At 64.5% G+C, this 23,228-nt stretch carries 15 protein-coding genes; 12 read left to right on the top strand and 3 right to left on the bottom strand.

Translation table 11 applies throughout. The annotated features are described in order from the left end of the window. Both argS and CAG22_RS01670 read right to left on the bottom strand, forming a co-directional pair. Complete coding sequence (argS, locus tag CAG22_RS01665) at positions 1 to 1,737, bottom strand: arginine--tRNA ligase (RefSeq protein WP_013974613.1); 1,737 nt, start codon at positions 1,735 to 1,737, stop codon at positions 1 to 3. 218 nt (positions 1,738 to 1,955) lie between these two features. Next, entirely contained in the window at positions 1,956 to 4,175 is a 2,220-nt protein-coding gene (locus tag CAG22_RS01670) for a primosomal protein N' (protein ID WP_085704154.1), read from the bottom strand. Positions 4,176 to 4,342: 167 nt separating this feature from the next. On the opposite strand from CAG22_RS01670, the gene rpmE reads away from it, so the two are divergent. From rpmE to CAG22_RS01685, 3 genes are all read left to right on the top strand, one after another. Then, positions 4,343 to 4,558 carry a 50S ribosomal protein L31 gene (gene rpmE, locus CAG22_RS01675; RefSeq protein ID WP_003257833.1) on the top strand — a complete coding sequence of 72 codons (216 nt, stop codon included), beginning with the start codon at positions 4,343 to 4,345 and terminating at the stop codon, positions 4,556 to 4,558. Between the two features lie 2 nt (positions 4,559 to 4,560). Then, a complete protein-coding gene (locus CAG22_RS01680) occupies positions 4,561 to 5,382 on the top strand; it encodes a thermonuclease family protein (RefSeq protein ID WP_085704157.1) in 822 nt (273 codons plus the stop codon). Between the two features lie 177 nt (positions 5,383 to 5,559). Further along, positions 5,560 to 6,828, top strand: coding sequence for a malic enzyme-like NAD(P)-binding protein (locus tag CAG22_RS01685; protein WP_024087853.1), 1,269 nt, complete (start codon positions 5,560 to 5,562; stop codon positions 6,826 to 6,828). Positions 6,829 to 7,043: 215 nt separating this feature from the next. On the opposite strand, the gene CAG22_RS01690 is transcribed toward CAG22_RS01685, so the two are convergent. Continuing rightward, positions 7,044 to 9,494 carry a penicillin-binding protein 1A gene (locus CAG22_RS01690; RefSeq protein ID WP_371916845.1) on the bottom strand — a complete coding sequence of 817 codons (2,451 nt, stop codon included), beginning with the start codon at positions 9,492 to 9,494 and terminating at the stop codon, positions 7,044 to 7,046. A 207-nt stretch (positions 9,495 to 9,701) separates the two neighbouring features. Between CAG22_RS01690 and pilM the strand changes: the two genes are divergently transcribed. The 9 genes from pilM to CAG22_RS01740 all read left to right on the top strand — a co-directional run bounded on the left by pilM (position 9,702) and on the right by CAG22_RS01740 (position 23,031). Continuing rightward, positions 9,702 to 10,583 carry a type IV pilus biogenesis protein PilM gene (gene pilM, locus CAG22_RS01695; RefSeq protein WP_085704163.1) on the top strand — a complete coding sequence of 294 codons (882 nt, stop codon included), beginning with the start codon at positions 9,702 to 9,704 and terminating at the stop codon, positions 10,581 to 10,583. After that, on the top strand, positions 10,580 to 11,116 hold the full coding sequence (locus tag CAG22_RS01700; protein ID WP_085587737.1) for a PilN domain-containing protein: 537 nt from the start codon (positions 10,580 to 10,582) through the stop codon (positions 11,114 to 11,116). The genes pilM and CAG22_RS01700 overlap by 4 nt, the downstream gene beginning before the upstream one ends. A gap of 11 nt (positions 11,117 to 11,127) precedes the next feature. Then, entirely contained in the window at positions 11,128 to 12,129 is a 1,002-nt protein-coding gene (locus CAG22_RS01705; protein ID WP_085704403.1) for a pilus assembly protein PilP, read from the top strand. Further along, positions 12,053 to 13,321, top strand: a complete 1,269-nt coding sequence (locus tag CAG22_RS01710) for a type IV pilus secretin PilQ (RefSeq protein ID WP_085704166.1) — start codon at positions 12,053 to 12,055, stop codon at positions 13,319 to 13,321. The genes CAG22_RS01705 and CAG22_RS01710 overlap by 77 nt, the downstream gene beginning before the upstream one ends. Positions 13,322 to 13,325: 4 nt before the next feature. Then, positions 13,326 to 13,844, top strand: a complete 519-nt coding sequence (gene aroK, locus CAG22_RS01715) for a shikimate kinase AroK (protein ID WP_025340956.1) — start codon at positions 13,326 to 13,328, stop codon at positions 13,842 to 13,844. Positions 13,845 to 13,940: 96 nt separating this feature from the next. Continuing rightward, positions 13,941 to 15,038 (top strand): 3-dehydroquinate synthase, encoded by a 1,098-nt coding sequence (gene aroB / locus CAG22_RS01720; RefSeq protein ID WP_015272135.1) that lies wholly within the window; start codon positions 13,941 to 13,943, stop codon positions 15,036 to 15,038. A gap of 15 nt (positions 15,039 to 15,053) precedes the next feature. Beyond that, positions 15,054 to 16,688, top strand: a complete 1,635-nt coding sequence (locus CAG22_RS01725; protein WP_085704169.1) for an SPOR domain-containing protein — start codon at positions 15,054 to 15,056, stop codon at positions 16,686 to 16,688. A gap of 372 nt (positions 16,689 to 17,060) precedes the next feature. Further along, the gene (gltB, locus tag CAG22_RS01735) at positions 17,061 to 21,506 is read left to right on the top strand and encodes a glutamate synthase large subunit (RefSeq protein ID WP_025340954.1); all 4,446 of its coding nucleotides are present in this window, start codon (positions 17,061 to 17,063) and stop codon (positions 21,504 to 21,506) included. Between the two features lie 106 nt (positions 21,507 to 21,612). Beyond that, on the top strand, positions 21,613 to 23,031 hold the full coding sequence (locus CAG22_RS01740; protein ID WP_013974599.1) for an FAD-dependent oxidoreductase: 1,419 nt from the start codon (positions 21,613 to 21,615) through the stop codon (positions 23,029 to 23,031). Positions 23,032 to 23,228: the final 197 nt, after the last annotated feature.

Consider the following 23,228-nt stretch of genomic DNA (forward strand, 5'->3'; position numbering starts at 1 on the left):
TTACATGCGCTCCAGGGTTTCCAGGCCGAGCAGTTCCAGACCTTGCTTGAGGGTGCGGCCGGTCAGCGCCGCCAGGCGCAGGCGGCTCTGCTGCTGCTGCGGGGTTTCGGCGGCAAGAATCGGGCAATTCTCGTAGAAGCTGGAGAACAGGCCGGCCAGGTCGTACAGGTAGCTGCACAGCACGTGCGGCGTGCCCTTGTCGGCGACGTTGTTGAGGATTTCGCCAAACTGCGCCAGGCGCGCGGCCAGGTCTTGCTCGTGGGCAGCCTGCAGCACGATGTTGCCGTCGACTTCATCGAAGCCCTTGCCCAGTTTGCGGAATACGCCGGCCACGCGGGTGTAGGCGTACAGCAGGTAAGGCGCGGTGTTGCCTTCGAAGTTGAGCATCAGCTCGAAGTTGAAGCTGTAGTCGCTGGTGCGGTGCTTGGACAGGTCGGCGTACTTCACTGCGCCAATGCCAACCACTTCGCCGATGTGGCGCAGCTCTTCGTCGGCCAGGCTCGGGTTCTTTTCCTTGACCAGCGCGTAGGCGCGCTCCTTGGCCTCGGTGAGCAGGTCGATCAGCTTCACGGTGCCGCCGTCACGGGTCTTGAACGGGCGGCCATCGGCGCCGTTCATGGTGCCGAAGCCCATGTGCTCCATCTGCATCGGGTGGCCGACGAAGCCTGCGCGGCGTGCAACTTCGAACACCTGGTTGAAGTGCAGGGCCTGGCGCTGGTCGACGAAGTACAGGGCGCGGTCTGCCTTGAGCACGTTGCTGCGGTAGCGCACGGCAGCCAGGTCGGTGGTGGCGTACAGATAGCCGCCGTCGGCCTTCTGCACGATAACCGGCAGAGGTTCGCCTTCGCTGTTCTTGAACTCGTCGAGGAACACGCACTGTGCGCCCTGGTCTTCGACCAGCAGGCCCTTGGCCTTGAGGTCGGCGACCACGTTGGCCAGGTCGTCGTTGTAGGCGCTTTCACCCATCACGTCGGCCATGGTCAGTTTGACGTTGAGCAGCTCGTAGGTCTTCTGGCAGTGCGACAGCGAAATGTCCTTGAAGCGCGTCCAAAGGGCCATGCAGTCCGGGTCGCCGGCCTGCAGCTTGACCACCAGGCCGCGGGCGCGGGTGGCGAATTCTTCGGATTCGTCGAAGCGTTTCTTGGCGGCGCGGTAGAAGTTTTCCAGGTCCGACAGCTCGTCGCTGGTGATCGGGTTTTCTTCCAGGTAGGCCAGCAGCATGCCGAACTGGGTGCCCCAGTCGCCCACGTGGTTCTGGCGGATCACGTCATCGCCGAGGAACTCCAGCACGCGCGCCACGCTGTCACCGATGATGGTCGAACGCAGGTGGCCGACGTGCATCTCCTTGGCCAGGTTGGGTGCCGACATGTCGATCACAACCTTTTGCGCAGGGCCGGCCTTGCGCGCGCCCAGGTGGGCGTCGGCCAGTGCGGCATCCAGGCGGTTGGCCAGGGCGTCGGTGTTCTGGAAAAAGTTGAGGAAGCCGGGGCCGGCGATCTCGACCTTGCTGATGTCGGCGCTGGCCGGCAGGGCATTGATCAGTTTCTCGGCCAGGTCGCGCGGCTTCATGCCGGCCGGCTTGGCCAGCATCATGGCGATGTTGCTGGCGAAGTCGCCGTGGGTCTTGTCCCGGGCGTTTTCCACCTGGATCGCCGGCGACAGCCCTTCAGGCAGCACACCGTCGGTGACGAGTTGGGTGAGGGCTTGCTGGATCAGCTGGCGAATGGTGTCTTTCATGGGGATCTCTTTTCGACCGCAAGCGCGGTGGAGCGCTTGGATGCGCAGGTGGAAAAACTGGGCATTATCCGTGGCTGGGGGCGGGTTGCCAACCTTTGGGGTGCAACCATCAAGGGTTCCATGTTGTGTTCGAGGGCCTCATCGCCGGCAAGCCAGCTCCCACAGAAGAGCGCGCGCAACCTGTGGGAGCTGGCTTGCCGGCGATGAGGCCGGTCGATTCAGTACAGGTCTACCGGGTCGACATCCAGCGACCACCGCACCTGGCGCCCGCTCGGCATCTGCTCCAACACTAGCAACCAGGCGCTGATCAGTCGATGCAAAGGCGCCCGCGTATTGGCCTGTATCAACAGTTGCGCGCGGAAGCGCCCGGCGCGGCGCTCCATCGGTGCTGGCACCGGCCCCAGCAACTCGATGCCGGGCAGGCGCTGTTCGGCCACCAGGCGCTCGGCGGCGGCGCAGGCCTCGTCGAGGAAACCTTCGGCCTGCCCGGGCTTGTGCGCTTCGGCACGCAGCAGCGCCAGGTGCGAGTAAGGCGGCAGCCCGGCGGCGCGGCGTTCGTCCAGGGCCTGCTCGGCGAAGGCGAAATAGCCCTGCTCGGTAAGCTGCACCAGCAGCGGATGGTCGGCCAGGTGGGTCTGGATGATGACCTTGCCGGGTTCCTCGGCCCGCCCGGCCCGCCCGGCAACCTGCACGATCAGCTGCGCCATGCGTTCGCTGGCGCGGAAATCGCCGGAGAACAGCCCGCCATCGGCATCGAGGATGGCCACCAGGGTCACCCGCGGGAAGTGATGGCCCTTGGCGAGCATCTGGGTGCCGACGAGGATGCTCGGCTGGCCGCGCTGGATGGTGCTGAACAGGTTGTGCATGGCGTCCTTGCGCGCCGTGCTGTCGCGGTCCACACGCAGGATCGGGTAATCCGGGAACAGCACTTTCAGGCGTTCCTCGGCACGCTCTGTGCCGGCGCCGACCGGGCGCAGGTCAACGTGGTTGCACTGCGGGCACTGCTGCGGCAGGCGCTCGTCATAGCCGCAATGGTGGCAACGCAGCACGCCGGAGCGCTGGTGCACGGTCATGCGCGCATCGCAGCGCGGGCATTCGGACAGCCAGCCACAATCGTGGCACAGCAAGGTCGGGGCGAAACCGCGGCGGTTGAGGAACACCAGTACTTGCTGGCCCGCTTCCAGGGTTTGGCGGATGGCCTGCTGCAGTGGGCCGCTGATGCCGCTGTCCAGCGGCAGGCTCTTCACATCCAGGCGCAGCATGCGTGGCGGGCGGGCACCGCCGGCGCGCAGGTTCATGCGCAGCAGGCGGTAGCGGCCGGTCAGGGCGTTGTGCAGGGTTTCCAGCGATGGCGTGGCAGAACCTAGCAGGATCGGGACGTTTTCCTGGTGGGCGCGCACCAGCGCCAGGTCGCGGGCGTGGTAGCGCAAGCCTTCCTGCTGTTTATAGGAGCCGTCGTGCTCCTCGTCGATGATGATCAGGCCGGGGTTCTTCATCGGCGTGAACAGCGCCGAGCGGGTGCCGATGATGATGTCGGCCTCGCCGTCCCTGGCTGCCAGCCAGGCATCCAGGCGTTCGCGGTCGTTCACCGCCGAATGCAGCAGGGCGATGCGGGCGTTGAAGCGTTGCTCGAAGCGGGCCAGGGTCTGCGGGCCGAGGTTGATCTCCGGGATCAGCACCAGGGCCTGCTTGCCGGCTTCCAGTGTTTCGCGGATCAGCTGCAGGTACACCTCGGTCTTGCCGCTGCCGGTGACACCGGCCAGCAGGAAGGCGCCGAAGCCGCCAAAGCCTTCGCGCACGGCGTCGAAGGCGTCGCGTTGCTCTTCGTTGAGCGGCAGCTCCGGCTGTGCCAACCAGTGTTCGTGGCGCAGCGACGGCAGGTGGCGGCGGACCTCGATCTGCACCAGGTCCTTGGCCAGCAGCAGGTCGAGGCTGTCCTTGTTCAGGTTGAGCTTGGCCAGCAAGCTGTGGGCCACGCCGTGCGGGTGCTGGGCAAGGGTCTTGAGGGCATCGCGCTGGCGCGGTGCGCGGGCGATGCGCGGGTCTTCCAGGCGGGCGCCGGGGGCGACGTGCCAGAAGCGCTCCTGGCGCATCTCGGCGGGCTCGCCCTGGCGCAGCAGGGTCGGCAATGCCCAGCTCAGGGTGTCACCCAGGCTGTGTTGGTAGTACTGGGCGGTCCACAGGCATAACTTGAACAGCGACGGCGGGATCGGCGACACCGGGTCGAGCAGGGCGCTGGCCGGCTTGAGCTTGTCGGCGGGCACTTCGCTCTGCTCGCACACCTCCACCAGCACGCCGATCATTTCGCGGCGGCCAAATGGCACGCGAATGCGCATGCCCGGGGTCAAGGCCTGGCGCGCCATGCTTGCCGGCGCCTTGTAGTCGAACAGGCGACGCAGCGGGGAGGGCAGGGCAAGGCGCAGGATGACGTCGGACACGCGGAAAGTCTCGGAGGGCGTTTCAAAGACTGGCGAGCCTAGCAGACGACGGTCGGTGCAAGCGACAACTTGCGTTGGCGTGATGCTCTGGTATTATTCGCCGCCTAATTACGTGCGGTATTCAACAATTGGTGTTGGGTGGCGGCACGCAGCTCGAGGAAGTGACCATGAAAGCAGATATTCATCCGAACTACGAAGTAGTTGCAGTCACCTGCAGCTGCGGCAACAAGTTTGAAACCCGTTCGACCCTGGGCAGCACCCTGGCGATCGACGTTTGCAACCTGTGCCACCCGTTCTACACCGGTAAGCAGAAAGTCCTGGACACCGGTGGTCGCGTACAGAAGTTCGCCGATCGCTTCGGTATGTTCGGTACCAAGAAGTAATCATGCGCATGGCGAACCCCTCGGGTTTCGCATTGCTGCAAAAAAAGGCGCCCCTTGTGGGCGCCTTTTTTATGGGCGTCATCTGGCATTTCCCGGCCCTGGCGTTCTGCCCGCTACCAGGCAGCCCTCAGCAGGTGGCGGTGCGCCAGGTGGTCGATGGCGATACCTTGCGTCTGGTCGATGGCCGCAGCGTGCGACTGATCGGCATCAATGCCCCGGAAATCGGCCGTAACGGGCGCACCAGCGAGCCCTATGCCGAGGCCGCCAAGCAGCGTTTGCAGGCCTTGGTCAAGGCCAGCGACGGGCGCGTCGGGCTGGAGCCGGGCGTAGAGGCCAAGGACAAATACGGCCGCACGCTGGCGCATATCTACGGCCGCAATGGCGACAATATCGAAGCACAGTTGCTCAGCGAGGGCTTGGGCTATCGCGTCGCGGTTGCCCCAAATGTGCGCCTCAGCGCTTGCCAGCAGCTTGCCGAGCAGGCTGCGCGCAAGGCTGGCTCCGGGCTGTGGCGTCGTTCGCCGGTGGTGCGTGCCGGGGATGTCCGGCAGTCGGGTTTCGCGGTCATTGCGGGCCGCATCGAAGGCGTGGAGCGCAACCGTGGCGGGGTTTGGCTGAACCTGGAGGGTGCGGTGGTGCTGCAGGTTCCCGCTCGTCTGCAGCGCAACTTCCCCGCCAGCTTCTTCGATAACCTCAAGGGACGCCAAGTCGAGGCGCGTGGCTGGGTGCTGGATCGTTCCCGCAAGGGCGGCCTCAAGCCCGGGCAGCGACGCTGGCTGTTGCCGTTGACCGATCCGAGCATGTTGGAGCGCATTTCAGGCTAAAAGATGTAGACATTTCGCTATTGGATTGTACACACTGTTAGCCGTATGCCCCGTGGGTTATAGCGTAAAGTCGTAGGCTAAAGGCCTTGACACAAGTGACCGACCAGTCTTGTGGCTCCCCGGCTCTTTGCGTATCCTCGGCGGTCCGTCAGAACAGTAAATAGCGGAATGCCCACCATGTCAGACCTGAAAACCGCCGCTCTCGAATATCACGCTCAACCTCGTCCGGGGAAACTGAGCGTCGAACTCTCCAAGCCCACCGCCACCGCCCGTGACCTCGCCCTGGCCTACAGCCCAGGTGTTGCTGAGCCCGTGCGTGAAATCGGCCGTGATCCAGAGCTGGCTTACAAATACACCGGCAAAGGCAACCTGGTTGCGGTGATTTCCGATGGCACCGCCATCCTCGGTCTGGGTGACCTCGGCCCACTGGCTTCCAAGCCGGTCATGGAAGGCAAGGGTGTTCTGTTCAAGCGTTTCGCCGGTATCGACGTGTTCGACATCGAAGTGGAATCGGAAAGCCCGCAGGCGTTCATCGACACCGTTCGCCGCATCTCGATCACCTTCGGTGGCATCAACCTCGAAGACATCAAGGCGCCTGAGTGCTTCGAAATCGAGCGCACCCTGATCGAACAGTGCGACATCCCGGTATTCCACGATGACCAGCACGGTACCGCCATCGTCACCGCGGCCGGCATGATCAACGCCCTGGAAATCGCCGGCAAGAAGCTGGAAGACGCCAAGATCGTCTGCCTGGGTGCCGGCGCTGCCGCCATCTCCTGCATGAAGCTGCTGGTGAGCATGGGTGCCAAGGTCGAGAACATCTACATGATCGACCGCAGTGGCGTGATCCACGCTGGCCGTGACGACCTGAACCAGTACAAGGCGCAGTTCGCCCACGCCACCGACAAGCGCACCCTGGCTGACGCCCTCGACGGTGCCGACGTGTTCGTAGGCCTGTCCGGCCCGAACCTGCTGAGCGCCGAAGGCCTGAAGTCGATGGCTGCCAACCCGATCGTGTTCGCCTGCTCGAACCCGGACCCGGAAATCTCGCCAGAGCTGGCGCACGCCACTCGCAGCGACGTGATCATGGCTACCGGTCGTTCCGACTACCCGAACCAGGTCAACAACGTACTGGGCTTCCCGTTCATCTTCCGTGGTGCCCTGGACGTTCGCGCCAAGCGCATCAACGAAGAAATGAAGATCGCCGCCGCCATCGCCCTGAAAGACCTGGCCAAGCTGCCAGTGCCGAAGGAAGTGTGCGACGCCTACGGCGTACAGGCTCTGGAATTTGGCCGTGAGTACATCATTCCGAAACCGCTGGACGCGCGCCTGATCACCGTCGTTTCCGACGCTGTGGCCAAGGCCGCCATCGAATCCGGCGTGGCTACCCTGCCGTATCCGAAGCACTACCCGCTGACCAGCGTGGATGACGTGTTCAAAGGCTGATTGCTGCCTGGCGACACAAAAAAGCCCCGGCTCGTATGAGCCGGGGCTTTTTGTTTACACGCTGCACTGATGTTGCGGTCCCTTGTGGGAGCGGCCTTGTGTCGCGAAAGGGGTGCGAAGCGCCCCCGGGGTTCATGCATCAAGCAGACATTGCTGGGGCCGCTTTGCGGCCCTTTCGCGACACAAGGCCGCTCCTACACGGACGGCGTTAACCTTCAGAACAGATCCATCGGCGCCGCTTCATCCGCCGGCAACGGGCTGCCCGGTGCTGCGCCAGTGCCCAGTTCGTCCACCGACGGCGGCGAGTCTTCGGCCTTGAACAGCTCGAAGTAGGCATTCGGTGTGCTCGGCGAAGCGGCACGGCCGCTGACCGGGTCGACGCGCAGGCTGAGGATGCCTTCCGGCTCTGCCGGCGCATGCGCAGGCTTGTCCTTGAGGGCTGCGCCCATGAAGCTCATCCAGATCGGCAGTGCCGCGGTGCCGCCGTACTCGCGGCGACCAAGGGTTTCGGGCTGGTCGAAACCGACCCACACGGTGGTCACGTAGTCGGCGTTGTAGCCGGAGAACCAGGCGTCCTTGGACTCGTTGGTGGTACCGGTCTTGCCTGCCAGGTCGGTGCGGCCCAGGGCCAGCGCCCGGCGGCCGGTACCGCGCTTGATCACGTCCTGCAGCATGCTGGTGAGGATGTAGGTGGTGCGCCCGTCGATGATCTGCTCGGCCACGGCCGGCGCCTGCGGTGCAGACGCCACCTGGCTGAAGGCTGCGGGTGCCTCGCCCGGCATGGCGGCGGTGCTGATCGGCTGTTCGGGCGCGGCCACACCTGCCTGGTCCTCGGCACCTTGCGGTACCCGGGCCGGGTTGGCGGTGAACAACGTCTCGCCGCTGCGGCTTTCGATGCGTTCGATCAGGTACGGGGTGATCTTGTAACCACCGTTGGCGAAAGTACTCCAGCCTGTGGCGATTTCCATCGGGGTCAGGGTGGCGGTGCCCAGTGCCAGCGACAGGTTGCGCGGCAGGTCCTGCTTGTTGAAGCCGAACTTGGCGATGTAGTCGATGGTGCGGTCCACGCCCATGGCCTGCAGCAGGCGGATCGACACCAGGTTGCGCGACTTGTACAGCGCTTCGCGCATGCGGATCGGGCCAAGGAAGGTGTTGGTGTCGTTCTTCGGTCGCCAGACCTTGTCCAGGTACTCGTCGACGAACACGATCGGTGCATCGTTGACCAGGCTGGATGCGGTGTAGCCACTGTCCAGGGCGGCGCTGTAGATGAACGGTTTGAAGCTCGAGCCCGGCTGCCGCTTGGCCTGCATGGCGCGGTTGTAGTTGCTCTGCTCGAACGAGAAGCCGCCGACCAGGGCGCGGATGGCGCCGTTGTAAGGGTCGAGGGTGACCAGCGCACTCTGCGCGCCAGGCACCTGGCTGAACTTGAACATGCCATCCTCCAGGCGCTGCAGGCGCACCAGGTCGCCGACCTGGGCAACGTCTGCCGGCGACTGCGGCGCACGGCCCTGGGAGTTGCTATTGATGAACGGGCGCGCCCATTTCATGGTGTCCCAGGCCACCAGCTCTTCCTGGCCACTGCGGGTCAGCACCTTGAGGCCGGTTTTTTCGACCTGGGTGACGATGGCCGGCTCCAGGCCGCCAAGGCTGCGCTGCTTGCCCAGCTCCTGCAGCCAGGCCGCCTGGGTGCGGCCCGGGAAGCGTGCTTCGGGGCCGCGGTAGCCGTGGCGCTCATCGTAGTCGGAGAGGCCGTTGAGGATGGCCTTGTTGGCCATTTCCTGCATGTCGCTGGGCACCGTGGTGGTGACGCGGAAGCCTTCGGTGTAGGCGTCGCTGCCGTAGCGGCCGACCATTTCGGCGCGAGCCATTTCGGCGATGTAAGGCGCATTCACTTCAGGCGTGGGCACGTGGTAGCTGGCGTTGAGCGGCTCGGCCAAGGCTGCCTGGTAGCTGGCTTCGTCGATCTTGCCCAGCTTGTACATGCGGCCGAGGATCCAGTCGCGGCGCTCCTTGGCGCGCACCGGGTTGGCCAGCGGGTTGAAGCGCGAGGGTGCCTTGGGCAGGCCGGCGATCATCGCCATCTGCGCCAGGCTCACGTCGCGGATCGATTTGCCGTAGTACACCTGCGCGGCGGCATCGATGCCGTAGGCGCGGTTGCCCAGGTAGATCTTGTTCACGTACAGCTCGAGGATCTCGTCCTTGGTCAGCTCGCGCTCGATCTGCAGGGCCAGCAGAATCTCGTTGGTCTTGCGCGAGAAGCTGCGCTCGCTGGTGAGGAAGAAGTTCTTCGCCACCTGCATGGTGATGGTACTGCCGCCGGTCTGGATATGGCCGGTTTTCACCAGCTGGGTCGCGGCGCGCATCAGGCTGCTGGGGTCGACACCATAGTGGTTGAGGAAATTGTCGTCCTCGGCCGACAGAAGCGCCTGGATGAATTGTGGGGGAATTTCCGCGAAGCGGATCGGCGAGCGGCGCATTTCGCCGAACTCGGCAATCAGCTTGCCGTCGCTGCTGTACACCCTGAGGGGGATCTGCAACTGGATGCTTCTGAGCGACTCGACCGAGGGCAGGCTGGGGCTAAGATACAGAAACGCACCGCTCACACCGAGTACGAGCGCGCAGATGACTGCGACGGAAGACCACCAGAAGAACTTCAGCAGACGTATCAAGGCTTTTCGGTGTCCAGGTTGGGAGTGGATTGCACGCAGGTCCGGCGGACCAAAAAACGCTGGGCATTATAAGCATTTTTTCGCCTCTCCGGGTTACCGGCCAGGCTGCCCGTCGCCTCGATGGGCCGGCGCGGCCTAGTGTTGACGCGGGGTTGGGGCAGGTAGCCGCGACAGATGGCGGCGACAGACAACAAGGATGCCACGATGCTAGGACGCTTCGGCAAGGATGCCGGTTCACTCGTGGGGGTGGAAATTGCCCCCGACTCCGTTCGGATTGTGCAACTGCAGCGGCGTAACCGGCGCTGCCGGGTGCTTGCCTCGGTACAAGAACCGTTCGAATCACCGGCTGGCGGTGACTGGGCGGCAGAGCCTGGCGCCGTGGCGGCTGCCTTGAGGCGCGCCTACCGACGCAGCGGCCTCAGGCAGCGCCGGGTCGCGCTGGCACTGCCGGGCAACCAGGTGATCTGCAAGCTGTGCCACCTGCCGGTTGAACAGGGCGGGTCAGAAATGGAGGCGCAGCTGCTGGCTGACGCCGAACGGCTGTTTCCATTTCCGCTGGAAGACCTGGCCCTGGATTTTCAGGTCCTGGGAGGCTCTCGCGTCCAGCCAGGCTGCGCCGAAGTGATGGTGGCTGCGTGTCGGCAGAGTGCACTGGCGCCACTTGAGGGCATCGTCGAAGAGGCCGGGTTGCAACTGGAGGCCGTGGAGGTCGACAGCATTGCCTTGGGGCGCATGCTGCCGCTGGGCAGGCACCAAAGCTCGGCGCTGCTGCGTATCGAGGCGCAAAGCACCACCCTTCATGGCTGGCAGTCGGGTCGGCCTCAGCAACGGCGTGAGCTGAACCTGGGGCTGTCGACGATAGCGGGGGCGCTGCCGGAGCGCCTGCTGGCCTTGCTCGCCGGTGGGCCTTTGCCCGATTGCCTGTTGATCGCCAGCCGTTCTCCGATCGAACCGGGCCAGTTGCAGAGCCTCGGCTCCCGGTTGAACCTGCCGTGTCGCCTGGTACCCGAGCTGGCGCGCGTGGAACACGTCGATGGCGCGATGATCCTGGCGTGCGCCCTGGCTCTCGGAGGGTTGCGCCGATGATGCGGCTGAACCTTCTGCCCTGGCGCGAACGGCAACGCCAGGCTGCGTTGCGGTCTTTCCGCAGGCGACTGGTCGCCGGCGCGCTGCTGGCCCTGTGTGGCGTGACGCTGGTCGACCAGCTGGCCCGCCAGCGCGGGCAGCAGCAGGCGCTGGCCAATATCCGCCACCAGGCGGCCCTTGAGGTGTTGGGCGAACAATTGCAGCCGCTGGCCGATGTGCGTGCGCAGCATGAGGCGCTACTGGCACGTGCGGTGGCGCTGGAAGGCCTGCGTGCCAACCAGGATGTGCTGGCCGGGGTGTTCGCTGACCTCGAGCGGGCGCTGCCAGTGGGTGTGCAACTGCTCGACCTCAGCCTGGAAGACGGCAGCCTGCAGATGACCGGGCTGGCCACGTCCGGTGCCGTGGTCGCGCAGTTCATGCGGGACCTGAGCCGCTCGAGTGCGCTGGTTGGTCTGGAGCTCAAGCGCATCAGGAGCCTGCCGGGCGGCGATGAATTCCTGCTGGGTGCGCGCGTTTCGGCGTTCTGGTCGTGAATGCTGCACAGGTGCTCGGCTGGCTGGCCATGGCCGAGCGCTCCAGCCGCTTCAGGCAGCTGGCGCCAGTGCTGATGGCCTTGGCGTTGTTCGGCCTGGGCTGCGCCATACGTCTCCCGGCAGCGCTGCAGCAGCAGGCGCAGGAGGAGGCCCGGCACGCCGAGTTGCACGAACAGCATTCAGCCGGCGCGCTGCAGCTGGCCGAGCTGGAGCAACTCCACGCGTCTGTGGCCATTGCCGAGCGACGCTTGCGGGAGGCGTACTGGCACCTGGCGGCCGGGGAGGGCATGAGCGACCTGCTCGAGCGCCTGGCAGCGTCGGGGCATGCGCATGGCTTGCTCATCGAGCGCTTCGATGTACATGAAGACGAACAACAGGCTGGCTTTCGCAAGGTACCGCTGGAGCTACAGGTGGTGGGGCGATACGCGGCTTTGCGCCAGTGGCTGGGCGACTGGTTGGGCCAGGCGCGTGTGCTGCGCAGCGGTGACCTGCAGCTGGCTGCAGCCGATGGCAAGCCTGGCCTGCTGCGCCTGCAGTTGCGGGTTGATGCCTATGAGGCGCTGGCGCCAGTGCCGGAGCCTGCGATGCTCGCGCTCATGCCGGCCAGGGGCGTGACGGCAGCGCCCCCGGTCGACCCGTTTGCGCCTGGGGCGACGCGATTGACGGGTAGCGGGTTGGCCGACGTGCCTTTGGCGCAACTGGAGATGGTCGGCAGCCTGTCGCGTGGGGCGGTACACGAAGCACTGCTGATGGCGGCCGGCAGGCTCTATCGCGTGCGCCCTGGGGACCGGGTCGGGCGTGACCAGGGGGTGGTGGCGAGGGTTGATCAAGCCCAGGTCGAAGTACGCGAACGGCTGTTCATGGCAGGGGTATGGCATGAGCGCACGGCGTTCATCACACTCGCAAAGCACCTGGGCAAGGAGGCCCCGGACGACGATGAAAACATTGATGAAATGGATGCTGGCAGCCCTGCTGCCGGTCCCGCTGGCGTCGGCGACGCCTTATCAGGGTGAACCACTGTCGCTGAACTTCCAGGATGTGGAAGTGCGCTCGGTGCTGCAGGTGCTGGCTGACTATGCCGGCGTCAACCTGGTCGCCAGCGATGCCGTGCAGGGTAGCGTCACCTTGCGCTTGCAGGACGTGCCATGGGACCAGGCGCTGGACCTGGTGCTGCGCAGCAAGGGCCTGGCCCGGCGCCAGGAGGGCAATGTGCTGCTGGTGGCGCCTGCGGCCGAGTTTGCCGCGCAGTCTGTCGATGCCCGTGTGGGCCAGGCGCTGGATGCGCAGTTGCAGCCGTTGCGCCGGGAGCTGTTGCCCATCCATCACGCCAAGGCTGGCGAACTGGCGGAGCTGCTGCTGGCGAGCCTGGCGGATGACGGCATCCTCACCGGTCGGGGCAGCCTCAGTGTCGACGAGCGCACCAATACGCTGGTGGTACACCTGCCGGCCGACCGCCTTGCCGAGCTGAGGCAACTGGTGGCGCAGTTGGACGTACCGGTGCGCCAGGTGGCGATCGAGGCGCGTATCGTCGAGGCCAACGTCGATTACGAAAAAAGCCTGGGGGTGCGCTGGGGTGGGCCGCTTTACGTTGAAGACCCGCTGCCGGGCAAGGACCTGTTCGTCGACCTCGGGGTGGAGCGGGTGGGCGGCAGTATCGGCCTGGGCCTGCTGCGTGGCGACGTGCTGCTCGACCTGGAGCTCAGTGCCATGGAAAAGAGCGGCAACGGCGAAATCATCTCGCAGCCCAAGGTAGTCACGGCCGACAAGGAAACCGCCAGGATCCTCAAGGGTACCGAGGTGCCGTATCAGGAAACCAGCAAGAGCGGCGCCACCTCGGTAGCGTTCCGCGAAGCCTCGTTGTCGCTGGAGGTGACCCCGCAGATCACCCCGGACAACAAGGTGATCATGACCGTCAGGGTGACCAAGGACGAGCCGGATTACGTCAATGCCTTGAACAACGTACCGCCGATCCGCAAGAACGAGGTCAATGCCAAGGTTCGCGTGGTGGACGGTGAAACGATCGTGATTGGTGGCGTGTACTCGACTTCGCAAAACAATGTGGTCGACAAGGTGCCATTTTTCGGCGATCTGCCGTATGTTGGGCGGCTGTTTCGACGCGATGCATTACAAGAGAAAAAATCCGAGCTGCTGGTCTTCCTGACTCCGCGTATCATGAGTGACCAGGCGATTGCTGTGAGTCGTTGATTCTGTGCGAAATTTGATACTTGTGGGGCCCATGGGCGCTGGTAAAAGCACCATCGGACGCCTATTGGCCAAAGAGCTGCGCCTGCTGTTCAAGGATTCCGACAAGGAAATCGAACTGCGATGCGGCGCCAACATCCCGTGGATTTTCGACAAGGAAGGCGAGCCGGGTTTCCGTGACCGCGAGCAGGCGATGATCGCCGAGCTGTGCGCACTCGACGGCGTGGTCCTGGCGACCGGCGGTGGCGCGGTAATGCGCGAAGCCAACCGCCAGGCCCTGCACCAGGGTGGCCGGGTGATCTACCTGCATGCTTCGGTGGAACAGCAGGTTGGCCGCACCGCGCGTGATCGTAATCGCCCCCTGCTGCGCACCGCCAATCCCGAGGCGACCTTGCGCGCCCTGCTGGAAACCCGCGACCCGCTCTACCGCGAGATCGCCGACCTGGTGGTGGAAACCGACGAGCGGCCGCCACGCATGGTGGTGATCGATATTCTCGAGCGCTTGCAGCAGTTGCCGCCCCGTTAGCCCGGGACTATTCTCGGCCACCAGCGCCGAGGCGAGGTTCAACGTTACCGCGCGGGTGCCTGAACGGCGCCGCGCCCAAGTACATTGTGGGGATACATGCAGACACTAAAGGTCGACCTGGGCGAGCGTAGCTACCCGATCTACATTGGCGAAGGCCTGCTGGACCAGCCCGAGCTGCTGGCGCCGCACATCGCCGGGCGGCAGGTTGCCATCGTTTCCAACGAGACCGTCGCGCCTCTGTATCTCGAACGCCTGAGCAAGACCCTGGGTGCCTATTCGGTGCTGCCGGTGGTATTGCCCGATGGCGAAGCCCACAAGAACTGGGAAACCCTGCAACTGATCTTCGATGGCCTGCTGACTGCACGGCACGACCGCCGCACCACCGTGGTCGCCCTGGGTGGCGGCGTGATCGGTGATATGGCCGGCTTCGCTGCCGCCTGTTATCAGCGCGGCGTCGACTTCATCCAGGTGCCGACAACCCTGCTGTCCCAGGTCGACTCTTCGGTCGGCGGCAAGACCGGCATCAACCACCCGCTGGGCAAGAACATGGTCGGTGCCTTCTACCAGCCCAATGCGGTGCTGATCGACACCACCAGCCTCAAGACCCTGCCGGCGCGCGAGCTGTCCGCAGGCCTGGCCGAAGTGATCAAGTACGGCCTGATCTGCGACAAGCCGTTCCTCGCCTGGCTCGAGGACAATATGCAGGCGCTGCGTGCCCTCGACCCGGTGGCGCTGACCGAAGCCATCCGCCGCTCCTGCGCGGCCAAGGCCGCGGTGGTGGGTGCCGACGAGCGCGAGTCTGGCGTACGCGCCACGCTGAACCTGGGGCATACCTTCGGGCATGCCATCGAGACCCACATGGGTTACGGCGTGTGGCTGCACGGCGAAGCCGTGGCGGCGGGCACGGTGATGGCCCTGGAGATGTCCATGCGCCTTGGCTGGATCGACCAGGCCGAGCGCGATCGCGGAATCCGCCTGTTGCAGGACGCAGGTTTGCCGGTGGTGCCACCACAGGAAATGACCCCGGCGCATTTCATGGAGCACATGGCGGTCGACAAGAAGGTGCTCGACGGCCGTCTGCGTCTGGTGCTGCTGCGCCAGATGGGCGAGGCCGTGGTGACCGACGACTATCCGAAAGAGATTCTACAGGCCACGTTGTCGGCGGATTACCGCGCGATCGTGGCCCAGCTTTGAGGTTGTGACAGCGCAATGACCAGTTTGCATGCCGATGAGGCCTTTCTCGACCATTACCAGTTGAGCCACGATCCGTTCGCGCCCCGCGTGCCCGGCTTCAAGTTCTTCCCGGCCCAGCGCAAGCCCGTGCTCGGCCAACTGCACCACCTGGCGCGCTACAGCCAGCTGATGCTGGTTGTCACCGGCCCGCTGGGCAGCGGCAAGACCCTGCTGCGCCAGGCCCTGGTGGCCAGTACCAACAAGCAGGCGGTGCAGAGCGTGGTGGTGTCCGCCCGTGGCGCCAGCGATGCCGCCAGCGTACTCGGCCAGGTCGCGCAGAGCCTGGATGTGGCCGAGGCCGAAATGCAGGCGATCCTGGCCAAGGTGGTGCAACTGGCACTGACCGGCCAGGAAGTGTACTTGCTGGTGGACGATGCGGAACAACTCGACGAGTCGGCACTCCAAGCGTTGCTGGAATTGGCGGCGGGTGTACCGGAAGGGCGCCCGCATGTGTTCCTGTTCGGTGAGCCGTCGCTGATTGCCGGGCTGGACGAGATCAATGTCGAGGAAGAACGCTTCCACATCATCGAACTCGCCCCCTACAGTGAAGAAGAAACCCGCGAGTACCTGGAGCAGCGCCTGGAAGGTGCTGGCCGGGGCATCGAGGTGTTCAGCCGTGAACAGATCGTCGATATCCATGAAAACTCCGACGGCTGGCCTGGCAACATCAACCAGGTCGCCCGTGACACTTTGATCGAAGCCATGATCGCCAGCCGTTCGACGGCCAAGCGACCATCCATGGGGTTCAAGATGCCTAAAAAACATGTGCTCGCGCTGTCCGCTGTGGTTGTGGTCGCCGTTGCGGCCGCGGTGTTGATGCCGAAGAAAGGTGACAAGGCGCCTGCCGAAGCGCCGGCCGCCCAGGCCCAGTTGCCGCTTGGCGAGGGCCAGGCCAATGGTGGCAACCCAGCCATCGAGTTCTCGGGTTCGTCCCAGCCGATGCCGCTGCCGCTGGTTGGCCAGTCGCAGCCGGTGATGCGCGAGCCGCTGGCCCAGGCGGCGGGCATGGGTGAGGGTGAAGAGGGTAGCCCGGCCGGTGATACCGCCCTGCAGCCAGGCAACCCGCCGCCAACCGTGACCACCATCGCACCGCCGCAAGGTGTGCCGGCGGGCCCGGCACCGGTACCTGCCCAGCCTGTAGTCACGGCGCCGGCCCAGCCGGTACAGCCGCAACCGCAGCCGGTTGCGCCTGCGCCAAAACCTGTCGCAACCCAGCCTGCCAAGCCGGTTGCGCCAGCCAAGCCTGCACCAGCACCGACCCAGGTCGCCGTGGCCAAGCCGGCCGCCAAGCCTGTCGAGAAGCCGGCAGCCGGTGGCAGCGGCAACAGCGGCTGGTACGCCGGGCAGAAACCGGGCAATTACGTGGTGCAGATCCTGGGTACCAGCTCCGAGGCTTCGGCCCAGGCGTTCGTCAAGGCCCAGGGTGGCGACTATCGCTACTTCAAGAAAAACCTGCAGGGCAAGCCGCTGTACGTAGTCACTTACGGCAACTTCGCCAACCGCGACGCAGCGGTTGCGGCAATCAAGAACTTGCCAGCGAAGGTCCAGGCTGGTAAACCTTGGCCACGTACCGTCGCCAGCGTCCAACAAGAGCTGGCCTCGGCCCGCTGATACCTTCCGGGCGGCACCACCCCGCCGCCCAGTTGCTGAGCGATTACTGACTTTCGAATAGCCTGCTGCGTTGTCACGCGGCAGGCTTTTCTGTCCCAGACTGCCGGCCACAAGCCTTACTTGCAGTCATGGCTGAAACGCTTCAGACTCGAGCCAAGCCGCTATCACGGCGCATGGCGCAAAAACATTCAAAATTGCGACATAAATTTTCAATGGTGAGACATGAAAATTTGTGGGCATCGCTGTCGCTGTGCAACAATGGTTTTCCATGGCCACCGCAAAAAAGCTGGCGTTTGATCGGCGTGGATGGTAAGTGGTTGTTAAAAAAGAGATTTACCTCCGTTGAGAGGTGAACCTGGTGAGAATGTGTCTATGAAAACAGGTCTGTACCATCCCGAAGAATTCAAGGACAACTGTGGTTTTGGCCTGATCGCCCATATGACGGGCGAACCGAGCCACCACCTTCTGCAAACCGCCATGCAGGCACTGACCTGCATGACCCACCGCGGCGGTATCAACGCCGACGGCAAGACCGGTGACGGTTGCGGTCTGCTCATGCAGAAGCCCGATCAATTCCTGCGTGCCGTGGCCCAGGAGCACTTCGCTGTCGAGCTGCCCAAGCAGTACGCCGTCGGCATGGTGTTCTTCAACCAGGACCCGGTCAAAGCCGAAGCCGCCCGCGCCAACATGGACCGCGAAATCCTCGCTGCTGGCCTGAAGCTGGTCGGCTGGCGCAAGGTGCCGATCGATACCAGCGTGCTCGGCCGCCTGGCCCTTGAGCGCCTGCCGCAGATCGAGCAGGTGTTCATCGGCGGTGAAGGCCTGAGCGACCAGGAATTCGCCATCAAGCTGTTCAGTGCCCGTCGCCGTTCGTCCGTGGCCAACGCCCACGACGCCGACCACTACATCTGCAGCTTCTCGCACAAGACCATCATCTACAAAGGCCTGATGATGCCGCGCGATCTCGCGGCCTTCTACCCAGACCTGGGTGACGAGCGCCTGCAAACCGCGATCTGCGTGTTCCACCAGCGCTTCTCCACCAACACCCTGCCGAAATGGCCGCTGGCGCAGCCGTTCCGCTTCCTCGCCCACAACGGCGAGATCAACACCATCACCGGCAACCGCAACTGGGCCATGGCTCGTCGCACCAAGTTCGCCAACGACCTGATCCCCGACCTCGACGAGCTCGGCCCGCTGGTCAACCGCGTCGGTTCCGACTCCTCGAGCATGGACAACATGCTGGAGCTGATGGTCACTGGCGGCATCGACCTGTTCCGTGGCGTGCGCATGCTGGTACCGCCAGCCTGGCAGAACGTCGAGACCATGGACGCCGACCTGCGCGCCTTCTACGAATACAACTCCATGCACATGGAACCGTGGGATGGCCCGGCCGGTATCGTAATGACCGAAGGCCGCCATGCGGTGTGCCTGCTCGACCGTAACGGCCTGCGCCCGGCGCGCTGGGTGACCACCAAGAACGGCTACATCACCCTGGCGTCGGAAATCGGCGTATGGGACTACAAGCCCGAGGACGTCATCGCCAAGGGCCGCGTCGGCCCGGGCCAGATCTTCGCCGTGGACACCGAAACCGGCCAGATCCTCGACACCGACGCCATCGACAACCGTCTGAAGTCGCGCCACCCGTACAAGCGCTGGCTGCGTCAGCACGCCACGCGCATCCAGGCGACACTGACCGATGACCAGGGCGTGGCCAGCTACGACGCTGACCAGCTCAAGCAGTACATGAAAATGTTCCAGGTCACCTTCGAAGAGCGTGACCAGGTGCTGCGCCCGCTCGGCGAGCAGGGCCAGGAAGCGGTCGGTTCGATGGGTGACGACACGCCAATGGCCGTGCTGTCGCAGCGCGTGCGTTCGCCGTACGACTTCTTCCGCCAGCAGTTCGCCCAGGTGACCAACCCGCCGATCGACCCGCTGCGCGAAGCGATCGTCATGTCCCTGGAAATCTGCCTGGGTGCCGAGCGCAACATCTTCCAGGAATCCCCGGAGCACGCTTCGCGGGTAATCCTCAGCTCGCCGGTCATCTCGCCCGCCAAGTGGCGTTCGCTGATGAACCTGGAGCGCGAAGGCTTCGACCGCCAGCTGATCGACCTCAACTATGAAGAGAGCGTCGGCCTGGAAGCGGCCATCCGCAACATCGCCGACCAGGCTGAAGAAGCCGTGCGCGCTGGCAAGACCCAGCTGGTTCTGAGCGACCGCTACATTGCCCCGGGCAAGCTGCCGGTGCACGCCTCGCTGGCCGTTGGTGCGGTGCACCACCGCCTGACCGAGCAGGGCCTGCGTTGCGACAGCAACATCCTGGTGGAAACCGCCACCGCCCGCGACCCGCACCACTTCGCCGTGCTGCTGGGCTTCGGTGCCTCGGCCGTTTACCCGTACCTGGCCTATGAAGTGCTGGCTGACCTGATCCGTACCGGCGAAGTGCTGGGCGACCTGGACGAAGTCTTCAAGTACTACCGCAAGGGCATCTCCAAGGGCCTGCTGAAGATCCTGTCGAAGATGGGTATCTCCACCATCGCCTCGTACCGTGGCGCGCAGCTGTTCGAAGCCATCGGCCTGGCCGAGGAAGTGGTGGGCCTGAGCTTCAAGGGCGTTTCCAGCCGCATCAAGGGTGCGCGTTTCGCAGACCTGGAAAGCGACCAGAAGCTGCTGGCAGCCGAAGCCTGGAGCGCGCGCAAGCCGATCCAGCAAGGCGGCCTGCTGAAGTTCGTCCACGGTGGCGAATACCACGCCTACAACCCGGACGTGGTCAACACCCTGCAGGCCGCCGTGCAGCAGGGCGACTACGCCAAGTTCAAGGAATACACCACGCTGGTCGACCAGCGCCCGGTGTCGATGATCCGCGACCTGCTGAAGGTGAAAGTGGCCGACCAGCCGCTGCCGCTGGAGCAGATCGAGCCGCTGGAGGCGATCCTCAAGCGCTTCGACTCCGCCGGTATCTCGCTGGGTGCACTGTCGCCAGAGGCCCACGAAGCGCTGGCCGAGGCGATGAACCGCCTGGGCGCGCGTTCCAACTCTGGCGAGGGCGGTGAAGACCCGTCGCGCTACGGCACCATCAAGAGCTCGAAGATCAAGCAGGTGGCCACCGGCCGCTTTGGCGTGACCCCGGAGTACCTGGTCAACGCCGAAGTGCTGCAGATCAAGGTTGCCCAGGGCGCCAAGCCCGGTGAAGGCGGCCAGCTGCCAGGCGGCAAGGTCAACGGCCTGATCGCCAAGCTGCGTTACGCGGTACCGGGCGTGACCCTGATCTCGCCGCCGCCGCACCACGACATCTACTCGATCGAAGACCTGGCCCAGCTGATCTACGACCTCAAGCAGGTCAACCCGCAGGCCCTGGTTTCGGTCAAGCTGGTGGCAGAAGCTGGCGTCGGCACCATCGCCGCCGGTGTGGCCAAGGCCTATGCCGACCTGATCACCATCTCCGGCTACGACGGTGGTACCGGTGCTTCGCCGCTGACCTCGATCAAGTACGCCGGCGCCCCATGGGAGCTGGGCCTGGCCGAGACCCACCAGACCCTGCGCGGCAACGACCTGCGCGGCAAGGTACGGGTACAGACCGACGGTGGCCTGAAGACCGGCCTGGACGTGATCAAGGCAGCCATCCTCGGCGCCGAAAGCTTCGGCTTCGGTACCGCGCCGATGATCGCCCTGGGCTGCAAGTACCTGCGAATCTGCCACCTGAACAACTGCGCCACCGGCGTGGCCACCCAGAACGACAAGCTGCGCAAGGACCACTACATCGGCACCGTCGACATGGTGATCAACTTCTTCACCTTCGTCGCCGAAGAAACCCGTGAGTGGCTGGCCAAGCTGGGCGTGCGCAGCCTCGGCGAGCTGATCGGCCGTACCGACCTGCTCGACGTGCTGCCAGGCGACACCGAGCGCCAGCAGTACCTGGACCTGTCGCCGCTGCTGGGCAGCTCGCACATCCCGGCTGACAAGCCGCAGTTCTGCGAAGTCGACAAGAACCCGCCGTTCGACCAGGGCGAGCTGGCCGAGAAGATGGTGGAAATGGCCATGCCGGCCATCCGCGACCAGGCCGGTGGCGAGTTCAGCCTCGACATCTGCAACTGCGACCGCTCCATCGGTGCGCGCGTGTCGGGCGAAATCGCCCGCCTGCATGGCAACCAGGGCATGGCCGCGGCGCCGATCACCTTCCGCTTCAAGGGTACTGCGGGCCAGAGCTTCGGCGTGTGGAACGCCGGTGGCCTGAACCTGCACCTGGAAGGCGACGCCAACGACTACGTCGGCAAGGGCATGACCGGTGGCAAGGTCACCATCGTGCCGCCAGCCGGCAGCCCGTTCGAAACCCAGCACAGCGCCATCGTGGGCAACACCTGCCTGTACGGCGCCACCGGCGGCAAGCTGTTCGCCGCCGGTACTGCTGGCGAGCGCTTCGCTGTACGTAACTCCGGCGCCCACGCTGTTGTCGAGGGCACTGGCGATCACTGCTGTGAATACATGACCGGCGGCTTTGTCTGCGTGCTGGGCAAGACCGGTTACAACTTCGGTTCTGGCATGACTGGCGGCTTCGCCTACGTGCTCGACATGGACAATACCTTCGTCGACAAGCTCAACCATGAGCTGGTGGAAATCCAGCGTATCAGTGGTGAAGCGATGGAGGCCTACCGCAGCCACCTGGCGCGGGTCCTTGCCGAGTACGTGGAAGAGACCGGCAGCGAGTGGGGGCGTGAGCTCTCGGAGAACCTGGACGATTACGTGCGGCGCTTCTGGCTGGTCAAGCCGAAGGCAGCCAACCTGAAGCAACTGCTGTCCAGCACCCGTGCCAACCCGCAGTAACAACAGCTGCAAGTGACGGCCCCGTGCGCGGGGCCTGTCGTGCTCAAGTGATCGTCTTGCAGCTTGCAGCCTGAGGCTGGCAACTGCGGTAAAGAGGTTTTGAAAAATGGCTGAACGTCTGAACAACGACTTCCAGTTCATCGAAGTGGGCCGCAAGGACCCGAAGAAAAAGCTGCTGCGCCAGCGCAAGAAGGAGTTCGTGGAAATCTACGAGCCGTTCAAGCCGCAGCAGTCCGTGGAGCAGGCGCACCGCTGCCTGGGCTGCGGTAACCCCTATTGCGAATGGAAGTGCCCGGTACACAACTTCATCCCCAACTGGTTGAAGCTGGTTTCCGAAGGCAACATCCTGGCCGCGGCGGAACTGTCGCACCAGACCAACACCCTGCCGGAAGTGTGCGGCCGCGTATGCCCGCAGGACCGCCTGTGCGAGGGTGCCTGCACCCTGAACGACGGCTTCGGTGCGGTGACCATCGGCTCGGTGGAGAAGTACATCACCGACACCGCCTTCGCCATGGGCTGGCGCCCGGACATGTCCAAGGTCAAGCCAACCGGCAAGCGCGTCGCCATCATCGGTGCCGGCCCGGCCGGCCTGGGCTGTGCCGACGTGCTGGTACGTGCCGGCGTGACCCCGGTGGTATTCGACCGCAACCCGGAAATCGGCGGCCTGCTGACCTTCGGTATTCCCGAGTTCAAGCTGGAAAAGACCGTGCTCAGCAACCGCCGTGAAGTGTTCACCGGCATGGGCATCGAGTTCCGCCTGAACACCGAGGTGGGCAAGGACGTGACCATGGAGCAACTGCTCGCCGAATACGACGCAGTGTTCATGGGCATGGGTACCTACACCTACATGAAGGGCGGCTTCCCGGGCGAGGACCTGCCGGGCGTGCATGACGCGCTGGACTTCCTGATCGCCAACGTCAACCGCAACCTGGGCTTCGAGAAGTCGCCGGAAGACTTCGTCGACATGCAGGGCAAGAAGGTGGTGGTACTGGGCGGTGGTGACACCGCGATGGACTGCAACCGCACCTCGATCCGCCAGGGCGCCAAGTCGGTGACCTGCGCCTATCGCCGTGACGAGGCCAACATGCCGGGTTCGCGTCGTGAGGTGAAAAACGCCAAGGAAGAGGGCGTGAAGTTCCTCTACAACCGCCAGCCTATCGCCATTGTCGGCGAGGACAAGGTCGAAGGCGTGAAGGTGGTCGAGACTCGTCTCGGCGAGCCGGATGCCCGTGGCCGCCGCAGCCCGGAGCCGATCCCGGGGTCTGAAGAGATCCTGCCGGCCGATGCCGTGGTCATTGCCTTCGGCTTCCGCCCAAGCCCGGCGCCGTGGTTCGAGCAGCATGGCATCCAGCTGGACAGCCAGGGCCGCGTGGTGGCACCGGAGAAGGGCAAGTTCAAGCACCAGACCAGCAACCCGAAAGTGTTTGCCGGTGGCGACATGGTGCGTGGGTCGGACCTGGTGGTGACGGCCATCTTCGAAGGGCGTACTGCTGCTGAAGGTATCCTGGACTACCTGGAAGTCTGAGGCTGCCTGTGCTGGCCTCATCGCCGGCAAGCCAGCTCCCACAAGGGCTGCGGCTCACCCTGTGGGAGCTGGCTTGCCGGCGATAGGGCCATCGGCAGCCCCATCATTAGGATTTTGTATACAAAATCTATTGATCCAGGACATACCTATAGAGAAAAGGCACGGCAAACGGCCGTGCCTTTTCTTTGTGCGTCTGA

It is taken from the genome of Pseudomonas sp. B8(2017) (assembly GCF_002113575.1).
Taxonomy (GTDB): Bacteria; Pseudomonadota; Gammaproteobacteria; order Pseudomonadales; family Pseudomonadaceae; genus Aquipseudomonas; species Aquipseudomonas putida_Z.